The following is a 14,871-nucleotide window of genomic DNA, read 5'->3' on the forward strand; positions in this document are numbered from 1 at the left end:
GTCCTTACCACTCACGAGGTTGGTCAGCGGCGCGGGAGGCGGCGGAGGGCCTTCAGGCCCGTGCTCAGTCCTCGCGCCCACAGCTTCGGCGGGATTCCCTTGCCGGGGCGCAGCGGCATCCCGCGCTGCACCGCGATCGCCTGGGCCTCGGTGTACTTGAGCAGGCCTTCCGCGCCGTTGCGCCGTCCGACCCCGGACTCCTTCATCCCGCCCATCGGCAGCCCCACGGTCCCGAAGGTCGCCGCGAAGCCCTCGTTGACGTTGACGGTCCCGGCCTTCAGCCGCGCCGCGACCTCCCAGCCCGCCCGGCCGTTACGTGACCACACACTCGCGTTCAACCCGAACTTCGTGTCGTTGGCGCGCTCGATCGCATCGGTGACGTCGGTGTAGCCGTAGATCGACACGACCGGCCCGAAGGTCTCCTCGGCGAACAGCTTGACGTCCTCGGTGACGTCGGTGAGCACGGTCGGCTCGTAGAACAGCGGGCCGAGGTCGGGCCGGGCCTTGCCGCCGGTGAGCACCTTCGCGCCCTTGGACCGGGCGTCCTCGACGTGCGCCGACACCGTCGCGAGCTGGGCCTCCGACGTCAGGGATCCCATCTGCGCCCGGTAATCCAGCGCGCCACCGAGCCGCAGCGCGGCGGTCTTGGCGACGAAGGCGCGGGTGAACTCCTCACGGATCGACTCGTGGACGTAGATGCGCTCGACCGAGACGCACAGCTGCCCCGCGGAGGAGAAGCACGCGGTCACCGCGCCCGTGGCGGTTTTGGCGATATCCGCGTCGGGCAGCACGATCATCGGGTTCTTGCCGCCGAGTTCGAGCGAGTAGCTCGTCAGCCGCTCCGCCACCTTCGCGGCGAGCCCCTTACCCGTGGGCGTGGACCCGGTGAAGCAGAGATAGTCCGATTCCTCGACCAGGGCGTCACCGATCCGCGAACCCCGGCCGAGCACGATCTGCCAGACACCGGCGGGCAGCCCGGCCTCCTCGGCGACCTCCTGCAGCCACAGCGCCGAGAGCGCGGTCTGGTTGTCCGGTTTCTGCACGACGGTGTTGCCGGCCGCGAGCGCGGGCAGGACGTCCATCGCGGTCAGCGCGAGCGGGTAGTTCCACGGCGAGATGATCCCGACGACGCCCTTGGGGTGCCGGATCTCGCCGACCTTCGTGAGCACCGGGATCAGCCCGGCGGCGCGTCGCGGCGAAAGGATCTTCGCGCTGTGCTTGCCGTAGTAGGCGGCTACGAGCGCGGTGGCGCTGACCTCGTCGAAGGCGTCCATCCTGGCTTTGCCCGCCTCGATCTGCACGAGGTCGAGCGCCTCTTCCTGGCGCTTCAGGACCAGGTCGTGCAGGCGGATCAGGATGCGCTGGCGGTCTTCGACCGGCCGCTCGGCCCACGCGCGCTGGGCTTCCCTGGCCTGGTCGAACACGGCGCGGACGTCGGCGTCGGTGGCCTGGGGCAGCGTCGCGATCGGCTGCCCGGTGAACGGCGCGCGCATCTGGACCGGCGCGGAATCCGCCCCGCCCACGACCCGGCGCACAAGCCGTTCCGCCCTGGCCGCGGCCGGGGCACCGGGGACGTCGCCGATGGTGGCCGGTCCTTCGGTGTGGTGGCCCGCGCTCGCCGGTGTCGTGCTCGTCATGCCGTCTCCGTTCCATGTCGCGCGGAGCCGGGGAGGCGCCACGCAGAGCCCAGGTGTTACCGACGAGTACAGCATACTGCCGGTATGGAGACTGTCCACCGCTGATATGAATAAGTTTCACATATTGTCGGGGCGTGGCGGGTTGTCCGGGGACGGACGCAGGATGTCCTGCTGCTGCAACGCGGACCCCGCGGGCGGTGTCGGGGGAGACGGCGGCTCGTAGGACTGTCGCTGCGGATACTGCTGCTGGGGGACGCCGGGCGCGTAAGGGGGGTAGGCGACCGGATAAGGGACCTGCCGGGGCTGCGCCGGTTCACGCCGGTTGGCCACGATCGCCAGCCCGATGGTGAGCAACGCCACGAGCGCGCCCGCGAGCAGGATCCAGAAACCGCTGCCGGTCCCATAACGCGAGACGAAGCGGCCGGTGTCCTGTCCGAAACTCAGGCTCGCCGAGATGTCCATGCCGAGCATCCAGACGCCGATCGCGGTCCCCGCGCCGCCGGCGACCAGCAGCGTCCTCGACGTCGTCGCGGCGATGGAGGTCGAACTCCGCTGGTACGCGGCGAAACCCACCGCGGCCCCCGCGAACAGCGTCAGCGCGGCGGCCGACAGCGGGATGCCGTAGCGGGCGACGTGGGTCTTGTCGTAGAACTCCTTCTCCTCGGCCGAAGGCTCGATGTCGAAGGTCCGCGTCCAGCCGGTTTCGGCGAATTTCGACACCGGCTTGCCTTCGGAGATCTGTTCGTACGTCGACTGCGGGAGGAAAGTCGCGAGAAGTACCAGCAGGCCGGCGAAAACCCCCATCATCGCGGCGAAAAGGCGCGGGAGCCGCGCGTCGGAGGGCGGGATTGAGCTGAACGGGCCAGTCTGTTGGTACGGCTGCTGCTGCGGCGCGCTCATGGTCGGCTCCTCCGCCGGTTTTGGTGGCCGGCAAGGAATTCCACCACGAATCGGCCAAGGAGATAAGTGCCATTCGCTACGTGGGGCCGTCCTCGTACAACAGGACCGCGACGCGTTTCCATTCGTCGAGCAATTGCCGTCGACGCTGGGGATCACCGCCGAGTTCGGCGTCCAGCGCCAGGCCGCGGGTGAGGTTCACGGTGAGCCAGAAGAGGATTTCCGCGCGTTCCTTCGGGAGGTCACCGGCGACCGCGGTGACGTGCTCCAGTGTCGAGCGGCCCAGTGCCCGGTCGACCGGGCGGATCGCCTCGCGGAGTTCGGGGTCGGTGCGCGCCGCGACCCACAGTTCGGTCGCGGCCGTGGACAGCGTGCCCGAGTAGCCCTCCCAGAGCAGGTCGATCGCCGCCGCGACACCGGAGGCGCCACCGGGGAGCGCCGAGATCGACGTCGCCAGGCGTCCGCGCAGTTTCTCTGTCAGATGCTCGACCGCCGCGGCCATGAGTTCGGCCTTCGCGGAGAAGTGATGCTGCACGGCGCCCTTCGAGACGCCCGCGCGGGCACAGATCTCCTGCACCGAGGTGCGCGCGTAGCCGAGGTCGACGAGGCAGTCGATGGTCGCGTCGAGCAGGGCGGCGCGGGTCTGCTCCCGTCGCTCGGCCTGGGTGCGGTGGGTCCTGCCGAGCACACTCACCGGATCAGCCCCCTTTACGTGCAGCTCGGTACGGATGTACATTCCGAATGGAACTTACATCCTAAGCGTCATGTTTTCCAGGTCCGATCAGGAGGCGTTGGCCGTGCCCTTGCAGATCCAGAAGAGTTCGTGGAGCACGACGGAGCTCGAAGACCTCCGGGACCTCGCCCGGACCTTCTGCCAGAAGGAACTCGTGCCGAACCAGGAGCGCTGGGCGGCCGAGAAGAAGGTCGACCGCGAGCTGTGGACGAAGGCGGGTGAGGTCGGCCTGCTGGCACTGTCCATCCCGGAGGAGTACGGCGGTGGCGGCGGCACGTTCGCCCACGAGGCCGTGCTCTACGAGGAGCAGGCCCGCTCCGGTGACAGCGCATGGGGCGTCACCGTCCACAATGGAATTGTCGCGCACTACATCCTGGAGTACGCGAACGAGGAGCAGAAGAAGGCGTGGCTGCCGAAGTTCGCCTCCGGTGAGATGGTCGGCGCGGTCGCGATGACCGAACCCGGCACGGGTTCGGATCTGCAGAACATCAAGACCCGCGCGGTACGCGACGGCGACCACTACGTGATCAACGGCGCGAAGACGTTCATCACCAACGGTTTCCACGCCGACCTCGTCGTCGTCGCGGTGAAGACCGACCCGGACGCGGGCGCGCAGGGTGTCTCGCTGATCGCCGTCGAGACCGACACCCCGGGCTTCAGCCGCGGCCGCGTCCTCGACAAGATCGGCCTCAAGGGCCAGGACACCGCGGAGCTGAACTTCGACGACGTCCGCGTCCCCGCCGCCAACCTCCTCGGCGCGCAGGAAGGGCTCGGCTTCATCCAGCTCATGCAGCAGCTGCCGCAGGAACGGCTGATCATCGCGGTCACCGCGGTCGCCGGGATGGAGGCCGCGATCGACCAGACCATCGCCTACACCAAGGATCGCCAGGCCTTCGGCCGCCCGGTCTACAACTTCCAGAACACCAAGTTCAAGCTCGCCGAGGCCGCGACCGAGGCCGCGGTGTCGCGCGCCTTCCTCGACCAGTGCATCGAACGGCATCTGCGCAAGGAACTCGACGTGCAGGGCGCGGCGATGGCGAAGCTGTGGACCACCGAACGGGTCAACAAGGTCGTCGACGACTGCCTGCAGCTCTTCGGCGGCTACGGCTACATGACCGAGTACCCGATCGCGCGCGCGTGGGCCGACATCCGGATCTCCCGTATCTTCGGCGGCACCAGCGAGATCATGAAGGAAATCATCTCCCGCACGCTCTAGCGGAAACCGTTGGCGCAGGAAGGAAAAACGTGGCGAAAAAGGCCGGCCCGCTCAGCGGGCTCAAGGTCGTCGAACTGGCCGGGCTCGCCCCGGCGCCGTTCGCCTGCACGATCCTCGCCGATCTCGGCGCGGAGGTCGTCCGGATCGACCGGGCGACACCGGGCAACGACGTCATCGGGTTCCCGAACGATCCGCTCGCGCGTGGCAGGCGGTCGATCGGCATCAACACCAAAACCCCCGAGGGGGTCGAACTGGTGCTGAAACTCGCCGACGACGCCGACGTGCTCATCGAGGGTTTCCGTCCCGGCGTCGCCGAGCGGATGGGCATCGGACCGGAGCAGGTCCACGCCCGCAACCCGCGACTGGTCTACGGCCGGATGACCGGCTACGGCCAGGACGGCCCGCTGGCGACCGTCGCCGGGCACGACATCAACTACATCGGCATCTCCGGCGCGCTCGAACCCATCGGGCACGCCGGGCAGCGGCCGGTGGTCCCGCTCAACCTCGTCGGTGACTTCGGCGGCGGTGGCCTCCTGCTCGCGATGGGTGTGCTGGCGGCACTGTTCGAACGCCAGACGTCCGGCAAGGGACAGGTGGTCGACGCGTCCATGGTGGACGGTGCGGCACTGCTGACCACCAGCCTGCACGGACTGCTGGATTCCGGGCTGTGGTCCGGCGGGCGCGGCGAGAACATGCTCGACGGCGGCGCGCCGTTCTACGACACCTACGAGACCGCCGACGGCAAGTACGTCGCCATCGGCGCGATCGAGATGCGGTTCTGGGGCGACCTGGTGAAGGTGCTCGGGCTCGACCCCGAGGAGACCCCGGTCCACGTCGACAAGAACGAGTGGCCGAAGCTGCGCAAGATGGTCGCCGAGGCCGTCGCGAAGCACACTCGCGACGAACTGGTGGCGAAGGCCGAGGGCACCGACGCGTGCTTGACGGCGGTGCTCTCCCCTAAGGAGGCGCCGTCGCATCCGCACAACGTCGCGCGCAAGACGTTCGTCGACGTCGGCGGCATGTTGCAGCCCGCGCCCGCGCCGAGGTTCGACCGCACGCCGGCCGAGACGCCGGAACCGCCGCGGCCCAAGGGCGGCGACACCGCCGAGGTCCTCGCCGAACTCGGCGTGGACGCCGACGGGATCGAACGGCTCAGGGCCGCGGGCACCATCGCGTGAGCTGAAGGACGCTTTCAGCCCACGTCGGGATCGGACCGCAGCACCGAATAGAGGACGTGGTCGCGCCAGGCCCCGTCCCGGAACCCGTAGCCGCGCAGCACGCCCTCCCTGGTGAAGCCCGCCTTCGCCAGGGAGCGCTGCTCGGCGACGTTGTCGACCTCCGTCGACGCCTCGACCCGGTTCATCTGCGTGTGCGCGAACAGGTAGCGGACCAGCAAGCGCTGGGCCTCGGTCCCGTAGCCGTGGCCGCGTGCCTCGGGGATGAGCACGAGCCCGGCGTTCCAGCAGTACGACGTCGAGCCGGTCCTGGTCTTGTGCCACGAGACGAAACCGAGCCGCTGCCCGCCGAGTTCGATCATCAGCATCCCGTTGTCCGCCGCGAGCATGCCGGTCTCGGACCAGCGGCGGCGCAGGAAGTGCGGGTCGTGCCAGCCGTGCCACTCGAACGGGCCCGCGGCCCGTGGATCGTTCGTGAGCGCTTCGAGCATCGGCAGGTCTTCTTCGGACACCGGTCTGAGCGCGACTCCGGTTTCTGTCATCCGACAGACCCTAGGGGCGCGGGCCGTCGAAACTGCCGTGACGCCCCGCGCCGTCGCTGAACCGGCCGGCGCCCACGACGGCCTCCTCGGCGAGCCCGCCGCTGATCAACGCGTTCGAGAACTCGGCCCGCATCGCCTCGTCTTCGGTGAGCCCGTACTGGCCGTACGCGGACTTGCGATCCGCGCGCAGGCACGCCTGGGGGAACGCGGCCAGTTCGCGTGCCAGCGCTTGCGCGGCCGCCAGCGCCTCGCCGTCCGGCACGACCCGGTTCGCGAGACCGATGGCGAGCGCCTCGTCGGCGTCGACCGGCCTGCCGGTGAGGATCAGGTCCATCGCCCGCGAGTGGCCGATCAGCCGGGGGAGGCGCACCGTGCCGCCGTCGATGAGCGGCACGCCCCAGCGGCGGCAGAAGACGCCGAAGACGGCCGTGGTGTCGGCGACGCGCAGGTCGCACCACAGCGCCAGTTCCAGCCCGCCCGCGACGGCGTGCCCGTGGACCGCGGCGATCACCGGCTTCGACAGGATCATGCGTGACGGGCCCATCGGCCCGTCGCCCGCCGGGCTGAGGGAGTTGGTGCGGTCGGTGCCGATGGCCTTCAGATCGGCTCCGGCGCAGAAGGCGTCACCCGAACCGGTGAGGACGGCGACCGCGGCTTCCTCGTCCGTGTCGAACGCGCGGAACACGTCCGCCAGCGCGGCGGCGGTCGGCCCGTCCACCGCGTTGCGGGCCGCGGGACGGTTCAGCGTGATCGTCGTCACCGGCCCGTCCCGGTGGACGAGAACGTTTTCGCTCATCGATCGCTCCCTCAGGCGAATACGGGTGGGCAACAGGGCCCGGTTCTCCTTAAAGTGGTGACAAAGTCCGCAGTGCGCGCGGAGTCATCGTCTGGACACTACGGTGTGATGGGATGGAGCCATGTCGCCCGGCTTGAAGAAATTCGTTGTGATCGCCGTCGTCGCGCTCGTGCTCTTCTTTCTGATCAGCAGGCCGACGCAATCCGCCGATGCCGTCCACACCGCGCTCGGCTGGCTCCGGTCCGGTGCCGAAGCCATCGTGACGTTCGTCCGGAGCCTCTTCTCCTGACCCTCATCCCGGTGATCACCGGTGTCCTCGGCAACGCCGGTGATCACCGTGCGCAGCCACCTGGTGTTATCACTCAGCGTCACCCGTCTCGGATTTCGGTCGGACGACTCGACCATCCGGGTGGATTGGCCCCGAAAACCCGCTGGTCGACGAATTCGTGCCCTGGAAGCTCTGGCGGAAAAGACCTCCGCGCCCCTACGGTGCTCACATTGCGTGATCGGTTGGTCCTCCAGGCGCCGGAGCCGGCCTCCTGGGCGAGGAGTTTCCGCAGGTGCGAGCCCCAGGGCAGCGGGAACTTCCAGCCGGGCAAGTAAGTCAGGACTTGTCAGTCGGGGAATCATGAGGAGGCAGGGATGACCGGAGATCCCGGAGTCGATGCGTTGATCCGGCAGTGGGCGGCCGAGCGTGAGCAGACCCCCGAGGAGCAGGAGGCCGACCGCATCGCGTCGGCGTGGCTGGCCGACGTGCCAAGGCAGGCTCCCGGCATCCCCGGCCAGCGCCAGCAGTCCGGTCAGGCGCGCTGGGCGCCGGTCGAGGCCGCCGACCCCGGCTACCTCGACGCCATGAGCCGTCGTCTCCCGGAGGTCCCGCAGGACCTCCTCGTCGCGGCCGCGGGCTGGTGGCAGATGGTGGGCGACGTCGCCGAGGCCGAAGCCTGGTGGGACGCCGGGATCAGCCCGCTCGACCAGCGCGCGCTCGACTACCGCGCGGCCGGGCTCGCCCCGTCCGACCTGAGCCGTCGTCTCGGCCCGATGACCGTTTTGCAGCACCTTCGCCGCGGCAGCGCCCCGGCCTGGTGCGTGGCGCGGCTGGCGAGGCAGCAGAAGTCCGCCTGATGAGAACTTCTCGCACGCGCGGGTGAACCGGCGTGGCAGGGGCGATCTCGGCTACCGCGTAACGCTAACCTGCGCGGGCTCGTTGTTCGAGCATCGGTCGTGATCGCCGCCCACGCTGGAGGACTCGCTTCGTGCGCACCACCCCGGAAAACGACGAGCTCGTCGACGACCCGGCCAAGCCCGTCCCGCCACGCCGCGGGGTGGGCGCCGCCGTACTCGGCAGGCTGGTGATCGTGCTGGCCGTGCTCGGCCTCGCCGGGGGCGGGATCTGGCTGGTGACCAAGGCGTCCGCCCCGGTCGCGAGCCCGACGACGATGGAGATCCCCGCGCTGCAGGTGAAGGCGGCGGACGTCAAACCCGGTTCGGTCGCCCCGGTCAACGCCACCCTCGCGGGTGGTGCCACGCAGCAGACCTCACCCCAGCAGGCGCAGCCGAAACCGGGCAAGGACCCCCTGACCGCGTGGACCGAGCGGGCGGCCCAGGCCACCGGCATCCCGGCCAGGGCGCTGCTCGCCTACGGCAACGCCGAACTGGCGATGCGCCAGATGCAGCCGAACTGCAAGATCTCGTGGGCGACCCTGGCGGGGATCGGCCGGATCGAGTCGAACCACGGCCAGTACGGCGGCGCCGTCCTCGGCCAGGACGGACGGCCGTCGAAGCCCATCATCGGTGTCCCGCTCGACGGGTCGCCCGGAGTGAAGGCGATCGGCGACACCGACGGCGGTCAGTTCGACGGCGACGCGGCCGTGGACCGCGCGGTCGGCCCCATGCAGTTCATCCCCAGCACCTGGCGCCGGTACGCCGCCGACGGCAACCGCGACGGCGTCGGCGACCCGCAGCAGATCGACGACGCGACGCTGGCGGCGGCGCGCTACCTGTGCGTGAACAACCGCGACATGTCGGCCGCCTCGGGGTGGTGGCAGGGGATCCTGTCGTACAACAACTCGACCGAGTACGCGCAGAAGGTCTTCGGGCTGGCGGACGGCTACGCGAAGTCCGTCGCTGCAGCCAAGTGACCGGTGTCTCGTGAGTGGCAAGGACGGTTAGAACCGTCCTTGCCACTCACGAGGCCCGAGGCGGGACCAAGGTCCCGAACGCCCAGGTCGGCGACGATTCGTCACCCGCCCAGTGCTAGCGTCGATGTGTGTCCGCTTCGCCCGTCATCCTGCGCCGTCTCGGTATCGCCGGCGTCTGCCTGGCGAGCCTGGCGCTGTGCTGCGGGCTCGCCTGGTGGCAGTGGGAGCGGTTCTCCTCGGCCAGCGGGACGTTCCAGAACCTCGGCTACGTGCTGCAGTGGCCGCTGTTCGGGCTGTTCCCGGCGTTCATGTTCTGGCGGATCCGCAAGCTCCGCCGCCGCGCCGCCGAGGCCGACGCCCAGGAGACGGTGGCCGAGACCGCCGTGCCCGAGGTGCCGGCGCCCCGGCGGCGGCGTGCCCCGGTGCCGCCGCCCCCCGAGGACGACGAGCTCGCCGCGTACAACAGGTACCTGCGCGAACTCAACGCCCGCGACAAGTAGTCCCCAGAGAGGTTCGAGACCCTATGACCACCCGAACTGACGACGCCGCCCCGGTCCGCCCGGTCTCGCTGGGCGGACCGCTGATCCGGTTCCGCGTCGCGGCGTACGCCACCGGTGTGGCCCTGCTCGGGCTGGTCGTCGAGATGCTGCTGCAGTACGTCTTCCGCGTGGAGCTTCCCCAGTTCGTGAAGATGATCCCCATGGTCCACGGCGGGCTCTACCTGATCTACCTGCTGCTCGCGGTCGACCTCGCGATCAAGGCCCGCTGGTCGATGAAGGGCACCCTGCTCGTACTGATCGCCGGCTGCATCCCGTTCTTCTCGTTCGTGATGGAGCGCAAGGTCACGCACAAGGTCCAGGCGGGCGCGAAGCTCTAAGCCCGGCGGCGGAACGTCAGCGCCACCAGGAAGGACAACGCCGTCACCACGGCGGCGACGGTGAACGCCGCGGTCATCCCGTCGACGGTGGTCTCGGCCGGGCTTCCGGCAGGAGTCCGGGTCACCGCGCCGAACACGGTGATCAGGATCGCCAGTCCCAAGGTCGCCCCGACCTGCTGCAACGTCTGCAACGCGCCGCCCGCGGCACCCGCGTCGTCGGTGGGCACGGTCGCCATGATGATCACGCTGAGCGGGGAGAACGCCAGTCCCGCGCCCACACCCATCAGCAGCATCGGCCCGAGCAGATGCGAGAAGTAGCCGCTGTCCGTGGTCAGCGCGGTCAGCCAGACGACGCCGCCGGTCATCAGCGCGGTGCCGGTCAACGCGAGCGGTTTCGGCCCGAACCGGGGGAGCAGCTTCGGGATCAGCCTGCTCAGCAGGAACATGCAGACCGCCATCGGTAGGAACGCGAAGCCGGTCTCCAGTGCGGCGAAACCCGCGATGTCCTGCAGGAACTGGGTCAGGAAGAAGAACATGGACATCATCGCCATCGGCCCGAGGAAGAAGTTGACGTAGGCCGCGGCACGGTCGCGTTCGGCGAACAGGCGCAACGGGATCAACGGCTCGCTCACCCTGGTCTCGATGGTGACGAACGCGGCCAGCAAGGCCAGCCCGGCGGCGAGGCTGCCGAGGGTGATCGTGTCGCCCCAGCCATGCGACGCGGCGTGGGTGAAGGCGAACACGAGCGAGCCGACACCGAGGGTGCCGGTGAACGCGCCGGGAAGGTCCAGCCGGGCGCGCCGCCGGGGCGGATCGGCCACGTACCGCGAGGTGAGCAGGACGATCGCGAGCCCGAAGGGGACGTTGATGTACAGCGCCGCGCGCCACGAGATCCATTCGGTCAGCAGCCCGCCGAGCAGGAGCCCGATCGCGAAACCGCTGCTGGACATCGCCGAGAACAACGCCAGCGCGCGCACCCGCGCCTTGGCTTCGGTGAACGTGCTGGTGATCAGCGCCAGCGTGCTCGGCCCGGCGAGCGCGGCGCCGACGCCCTGCGCGACCCGGGCGGCGATCAGCAGTTCCGCCGAACCGGCGAGGCCGCCGAGCAAGGAGGCCGCGGTGAACACGGCCGCGCCGGCGACGAAGGTCCGGCGGCGGCCGAACAGGTCGCCCGCCCGGCCGCCGAGCAGCAGCAAGCCGCCGAAGACCAGGCTGTACGCCGTCATCACCCAGGACAGGCCGGTGTCGGTGAAGCCCAGTTCGGACTGGATGCGGGGGAGCGCGACGTTCATCACCGTCGCGTCGAGGATGAGCATGAGCTGGCAGGTCAGGATGATCGGGAGGACCAGCCGGTGCGGAGGTGGTGGGGCCCCGGCCGTGTCCGGCCTAGGCTCGGCACGCAGGGTTCGTTCGGTCAAGGAATACTCCAAAGACGTAACGAGATGAAGCGGAGAGACTCTCCACTTGAGGTCGTGAGCGATGATATGGAGACAGTCTCCGCTTACGCAAGTGAATTCGGAGAACGTCTCCGTTTTCGTCGCCCGAGGAGGTGCAGATGGTCACGGCCGATCCGGCCCGCCCCATGCGTGCGGACGCGCGGCGCAACTACGAGCGCATCGTGGCCGTGGCGAAGGAGGCGTTCACCGCCGACGGCGTGGACGTGCCCGCCGACGACATCGCCAAACGCGCCGGGGTCGGCGCGGGCACGTTGTACCGGCACTTCCCGACGCGCGACAAACTGATCGAGGCCGTCTACCGCGACGAGATCGACGGGCTGGCGCAGCAGGCGTACGACCTGCTCGACGAGCTGCCGCCGGGGAAGGCGCTCGAGACGTGGCTGGCCACGCACGTCATCTACGTGGTCGAGAAGCACGGGCTCGCGTTGACGCTGAAGGCGTCGGTCGATGCCGGCTCCGAGGTCTTCGCCTGGTGTCAGGCACGGTTGCGGGCCGCGGCCGACACGATCGTGAAGGCGGCTCAGGACGAGGGTGTGCTCCGGCCCGACGTCGCCGGGGTCGACATCCTGCGGCTCGGCCACGGCCTGGGTTCGGCGGCGAGCAAGGCTTCGGAGGAGGACACGAAGCGGCTTCTCACGATCGTGCTGGACGGCCTGCGGGCGCCATGAGGTCCTGGCTCGTGAGTGGCGAGGACGGTTCTAACCGTCCTCGCCACTCACGAGCGTGTCAGGAGCCGATCCCGGTGAGGGACCGCACCTCCATCTCCGCGTGCTTGACCGGATCGGCCTTCGACCGGCCGACGAAGGTGCCCACGAACCCGCACAGGAACGAGAACGGGATCGACACCAGGCCCGGGTTCTTCAGCGGGAACCAGTGGAAGTCCACGCCGGAGATGATCGAGTCCGTGGCCCCGGACATCACCGGCGAGAAGAACACGAGCACCAGGCTGGCGATCAGCCCGCCGTAGATGCCCCACAGGGTTCCGGTGGTGTTGAAGCGTTTCCAGAACAGCGAGTACAGCAGCGTCGAGAGGTTCGCCGACGCCGCGACGGCGAACGCCAGCGCCACGAGGAACGCGATGTTCTGCCCGTTCGCCAGGATGCCGCCGATGATCGCGAGCGCCCCGACGGCGACCGCGGTCAGCCGCGCGACGCGGACCTCCGCGGCCGGTTCCGCCTTGCCGCGTTTGAAGATGTTGGCGTACACGTCGTGGGCGAAGGAGGCCGAAGCGGTGATCGTCAGCCCGGCGACGACGGCGAGGATGGTCGCGAAGGCCACCGCCGAGACGATGCCGAGCAGGAGGGTGCCGCCGATGTTCAGCGCGAGCAGCGGCGCCGCCGAGTTCTCCCCGCCGGGCGCGTTCTTGATCGCCTCGGGGCCGACCAGCGCGGCCGCGCCGAAGCCGATGACCAGCGTGCAGAGGTAGAAGATCGTCATGCACGCGGTCGCCCACACGACCGAGCGCCGCGCCTCGCGCGAGTTTGGCACCGTGTAGAAGCGCATCAGCACGTGCGGGAGCGCGGCGGCGCCCAGTACCAGCGCCAGCGCCAGCGAGACGAAGTCGAGTTTCGTGACCTCGCTCTTGCCGTAGGAACCGCCCGGCTGCAGCAGTTCGTCGCCGAGCGGGCTGTTGTCGGCGGCGGCCGAGAGCAGGTTCGAGAAGCTGAAGCCGAACTTGCCGAACAGGAACACGGTGATCAGCGCACCGGTCAGCAGCAGGATGGTCGCCTTGATGATCTGCACCCACGTGGTGCCCTTCATCCCGCCGACCAGCACGTACAGCACCATGACCACGCCGACGACGCCGATCACGAGCGCCTGGCCGATACCGCCGTGGATGTCCAGCAGCAACGCCACCAGGCCACCGGCGCCCGCCATCTGCGCGAGCATGTAGAAGAAGGAGATCACCAGGGTCGACGTCGCGGCCGCGGCGCGGACCGGGCGCTGCTTCATCCGGAAGCTCAGCACGTCGCCCATGGTGAAGCGGCCGGTGTTGCGCAGCAGTTCCGCGATCAGCAGCAGGTCGACCATCCACGCGACGAGGAACCCGATCGAGTACAGGAAGCCGTCGTAGCCGTGGATCGCGATCGCCCCGGCGATACCGAGGAACGACGCCGCCGAGAGGAAGTCGCCCGACAGGGCGATGCCGTTCTGGCGGCCGGTGAAGGCACTGCCCGCGGCGTAGTAGTCCGAAGTGGACGAGTTGCGGGTGCTGACGCGGTACACCACGTACAGGGTGATCGCGACGAAGAGCCCGAACACCGCGATGTTCAGCACCGGGTTGTTGTCGGGGATGCTCATCGCTCACCCGCCCCGACGGAGGCCCGCAGTGCCTCGACCTTGGGGTCGAGCCGCTTCTTCGCGAACTTCAGGTACACGACGGTGATCAGGATCGTGCTGGCGAACTGACCGAGCCCGAGCAGGATGCCGACGTTGACCTCGCCCCACACCTTCCGGCTCATGAAGTCGTGGGCGTAGGCCGCCAGCAGCACGAACGTCATGTACCAGGTGAAGAACAGCAGGCTCATCGGGAACACGAACCGCCGGAAGGTCTTGCGCAGCGCGACGAACTCCTTGCCGTGCTGGATCCGGTCGAAGTCCGGGCCGGCGGGGCGCGGCGGCGGCGGAGTGGGCTGGCGCTCGCGGACGAACAGCGCGGGCATCTGCCCGGTGTCCTCCAGGGCGTTGCTCGCCGCGTAGGGACGCGCGACGTCGGGCATGGGTTCCTCCGGGGCTTGCATCCGTGGCGCGGTACGGGGAGCGCACATACTAACTACGGCTTCACCCGCTCTGAATAGGCGACCCCGGTTCCGCGAAGGCGTGAGCCGGTATTCGGTTTTACCTCGTATTAGTGTTTCGGAAAATCGTTTCGATCGGAATGAACCGGCTTTATCACTCGTCATAGTGAGCGGAGTTGTCACGCGCGGTCGTCGCCCGAACGGCCCACTGCGGCAAACGACGGACGATGACCACGCTCTGTCCCTCGATTTGGTGACAGATCGTAGTTTCGCTACCGGGAGGCTTCGGGTTTCGATACCGTGCCCGCCATCCCGGACCGGGGAAGATCCCCCGCTTCACCGGGTGTCTCGAAAGAAATCACCATGTCGGGCGACATCGAACCGGCTTGGGCGGCAAGGCCACAACATCGGGCACATATTTGGGCTTGACCCACCCGTTGGGGGCACGGAAAGTAGTTCGACCGGGCGACGTGGCTACCGTACGTAGGCTGATCGGGTGATTAGGCGACCCTGTGCATCCGAGCAACCCGTAACCGGAATTCCCTCGTTTGTGACGCGCGGGCGGTTTTCGGGCCCGGCAGATCGTTCGGAAGCACACTTTTCGCTGGTCAGCCCCCGTGTGCTGAACGGAATTGACGACACCCGGATTGGTGTACGATTCT

General features: G+C 68.8%; 16 protein-coding genes. 8 read left to right on the plus strand and 8 right to left on the minus strand.

Features of this window, described 5'->3' with window-relative positions:
* Positions 1-23 precede the first annotated feature (23 nt).
* From ACFWIW_RS11645 to ACFWIW_RS11655, 3 genes are all read right to left on the minus strand, one after another.
* Complete coding sequence (locus ACFWIW_RS11645) at positions 24-1,637, minus strand: succinic semialdehyde dehydrogenase (protein ID WP_378368389.1); 1,614 nt, start codon at positions 1,635-1,637, stop codon at positions 24-26.
* A 117-nt stretch (positions 1,638-1,754) separates the two neighbouring features.
* Entirely contained in the window at positions 1,755-2,537 is a 783-nt protein-coding gene (locus ACFWIW_RS11650; protein ID WP_378368390.1) for a hypothetical protein, read from the minus strand.
* Positions 2,538-2,613: 76 nt separating this feature from the next.
* The gene (locus ACFWIW_RS11655) at positions 2,614-3,270 is read right to left on the minus strand and encodes a TetR/AcrR family transcriptional regulator (protein WP_378368391.1); all 657 of its coding nucleotides are present in this window, start codon (positions 3,268-3,270) and stop codon (positions 2,614-2,616) included.
* A gap of 61 nt (positions 3,271-3,331) precedes the next feature.
* Between ACFWIW_RS11655 and ACFWIW_RS11660 the strand changes: the two genes are divergently transcribed.
* Positions 3,332-4,483: an acyl-CoA dehydrogenase family protein gene (locus ACFWIW_RS11660; protein WP_126734982.1), complete on the plus strand. Its 1,152-nt coding sequence runs from the start codon at positions 3,332-3,334 to the stop codon at positions 4,481-4,483.
* Between the two features lie 29 nt (positions 4,484-4,512).
* On the plus strand, positions 4,513-5,661 hold the full coding sequence (locus tag ACFWIW_RS11665) for a CaiB/BaiF CoA transferase family protein (protein ID WP_378368392.1): 1,149 nt from the start codon (positions 4,513-4,515) through the stop codon (positions 5,659-5,661).
* Positions 5,662-5,675: 14 nt separating this feature from the next.
* Here the strand turns inward: ACFWIW_RS11665 and ACFWIW_RS11670 are convergent, their stop codons facing one another.
* Both ACFWIW_RS11670 and ACFWIW_RS11675 read right to left on the minus strand, forming a co-directional pair.
* The gene (locus ACFWIW_RS11670; protein ID WP_378368393.1) at positions 5,676-6,200 is read right to left on the minus strand and encodes a GNAT family N-acetyltransferase; all 525 of its coding nucleotides are present in this window, start codon (positions 6,198-6,200) and stop codon (positions 5,676-5,678) included.
* 10 nt (positions 6,201-6,210) lie between these two features.
* Positions 6,211-6,996 (minus strand): crotonase/enoyl-CoA hydratase family protein, encoded by a 786-nt coding sequence (locus ACFWIW_RS11675; protein ID WP_378368394.1) that lies wholly within the window; start codon positions 6,994-6,996, stop codon positions 6,211-6,213.
* A 133-nt stretch (positions 6,997-7,129) separates the two neighbouring features.
* Here ACFWIW_RS11675 and ACFWIW_RS11680 point away from each other — a divergent pair, with 133 nt between their 5' ends.
* The 5 genes from ACFWIW_RS11680 (at position 7,130) to ACFWIW_RS11700 (ending at position 10,014) form a co-directional block, all read left to right on the plus strand.
* Positions 7,130-7,285 (plus strand): hypothetical protein, encoded by a 156-nt coding sequence (locus tag ACFWIW_RS11680; RefSeq protein WP_162182762.1) that lies wholly within the window; start codon positions 7,130-7,132, stop codon positions 7,283-7,285.
* 353 nt (positions 7,286-7,638) lie between these two features.
* Positions 7,639-8,121: a helix-turn-helix transcriptional regulator gene (locus ACFWIW_RS11685; RefSeq protein ID WP_240597912.1), complete on the plus strand. Its 483-nt coding sequence runs from the start codon at positions 7,639-7,641 to the stop codon at positions 8,119-8,121.
* 131 nt (positions 8,122-8,252) lie between these two features.
* Complete coding sequence (locus ACFWIW_RS11690) at positions 8,253-9,137, plus strand: lytic transglycosylase domain-containing protein (RefSeq protein WP_378368395.1); 885 nt, start codon at positions 8,253-8,255, stop codon at positions 9,135-9,137.
* Positions 9,138-9,265: 128 nt separating this feature from the next.
* A complete protein-coding gene (locus ACFWIW_RS11695; protein ID WP_378368396.1) occupies positions 9,266-9,637 on the plus strand; it encodes a hypothetical protein in 372 nt (123 codons plus the stop codon).
* A gap of 23 nt (positions 9,638-9,660) precedes the next feature.
* Complete coding sequence (locus ACFWIW_RS11700; RefSeq protein WP_378368397.1) at positions 9,661-10,014, plus strand: DUF3817 domain-containing protein; 354 nt, start codon at positions 9,661-9,663, stop codon at positions 10,012-10,014.
* Here ACFWIW_RS11700 and ACFWIW_RS11705 read toward each other — a convergent pair.
* Positions 10,011-11,432, minus strand: coding sequence for an MFS transporter (locus tag ACFWIW_RS11705; protein WP_378368398.1), 1,422 nt, complete (start codon positions 11,430-11,432; stop codon positions 10,011-10,013). The two genes, ACFWIW_RS11700 and ACFWIW_RS11705, sit on opposite strands and share 4 nt — an antisense overlap.
* Positions 11,433-11,569: 137 nt before the next feature.
* Here ACFWIW_RS11705 and ACFWIW_RS11710 point away from each other — a divergent pair, with 137 nt between their 5' ends.
* Positions 11,570-12,139, plus strand: a complete 570-nt coding sequence (locus tag ACFWIW_RS11710; protein WP_378368399.1) for a TetR/AcrR family transcriptional regulator — start codon at positions 11,570-11,572, stop codon at positions 12,137-12,139.
* Between the two features lie 58 nt (positions 12,140-12,197).
* Here ACFWIW_RS11710 and ACFWIW_RS11715 read toward each other — a convergent pair whose 3' ends face one another.
* Together ACFWIW_RS11715 and ACFWIW_RS11720 are read right to left on the minus strand one after the other, a co-directional pair.
* Positions 12,198-13,772, minus strand: a complete 1,575-nt coding sequence (locus ACFWIW_RS11715; RefSeq protein WP_378368400.1) for a cation acetate symporter — start codon at positions 13,770-13,772, stop codon at positions 12,198-12,200.
* On the minus strand, positions 13,769-14,191 hold the full coding sequence (locus ACFWIW_RS11720) for a DUF485 domain-containing protein (protein ID WP_378368401.1): 423 nt from the start codon (positions 14,189-14,191) through the stop codon (positions 13,769-13,771). Before ACFWIW_RS11720 ends, ACFWIW_RS11715 begins: the two co-directional genes overlap by 4 nt.
* Positions 14,192-14,871 lie beyond the last annotated feature (680 nt).

It is taken from the genome of Amycolatopsis sp. NPDC058340, assembly GCF_042723975.1.
Lineage (GTDB): Bacteria > Actinomycetota > Actinomycetes > Mycobacteriales > Pseudonocardiaceae > Amycolatopsis.

Excerpts from the sequence above, each read along its gene's own strand:
- ACFWIW_RS11645 (WP_378368389.1), bottom strand. The coding sequence starts at position 1,637 with ATGACGAGCACGACACCGGCGAGCGCGGGCCACCACACCGAAGGACCG.
- ACFWIW_RS11670 (WP_378368393.1), bottom strand. The coding sequence starts at position 6,200 with ATGACAGAAACCGGAGTCGCGCTCAGACCGGTGTCCGAAGAAGACCTG.
- ACFWIW_RS11655 (WP_378368391.1), bottom strand. The coding sequence starts at position 3,270 with ATGTACATCCGTACCGAGCTGCACGTAAAGGGGGCTGATCCGGTGAGT.
- ACFWIW_RS11710 (WP_378368399.1), top strand. The coding sequence starts at position 11,570 with ATGGTCACGGCCGATCCGGCCCGCCCCATGCGTGCGGACGCGCGGCGC.
- ACFWIW_RS11685 (WP_240597912.1), top strand. The coding sequence starts at position 7,639 with ATGACCGGAGATCCCGGAGTCGATGCGTTGATCCGGCAGTGGGCGGCC.
- ACFWIW_RS11720 (WP_378368401.1), bottom strand. The coding sequence starts at position 14,191 with ATGCCCGACGTCGCGCGTCCCTACGCGGCGAGCAACGCCCTGGAGGAC.
- ACFWIW_RS11715 (WP_378368400.1), bottom strand. The coding sequence starts at position 13,772 with ATGAGCATCCCCGACAACAACCCGGTGCTGAACATCGCGGTGTTCGGG.
- ACFWIW_RS11650 (WP_378368390.1), bottom strand. The coding sequence starts at position 2,537 with ATGAGCGCGCCGCAGCAGCAGCCGTACCAACAGACTGGCCCGTTCAGC.
- ACFWIW_RS11675 (WP_378368394.1), bottom strand. The coding sequence starts at position 6,996 with ATGAGCGAAAACGTTCTCGTCCACCGGGACGGGCCGGTGACGACGATC.
- ACFWIW_RS11700 (WP_378368397.1), top strand. The coding sequence starts at position 9,661 with ATGACCACCCGAACTGACGACGCCGCCCCGGTCCGCCCGGTCTCGCTG.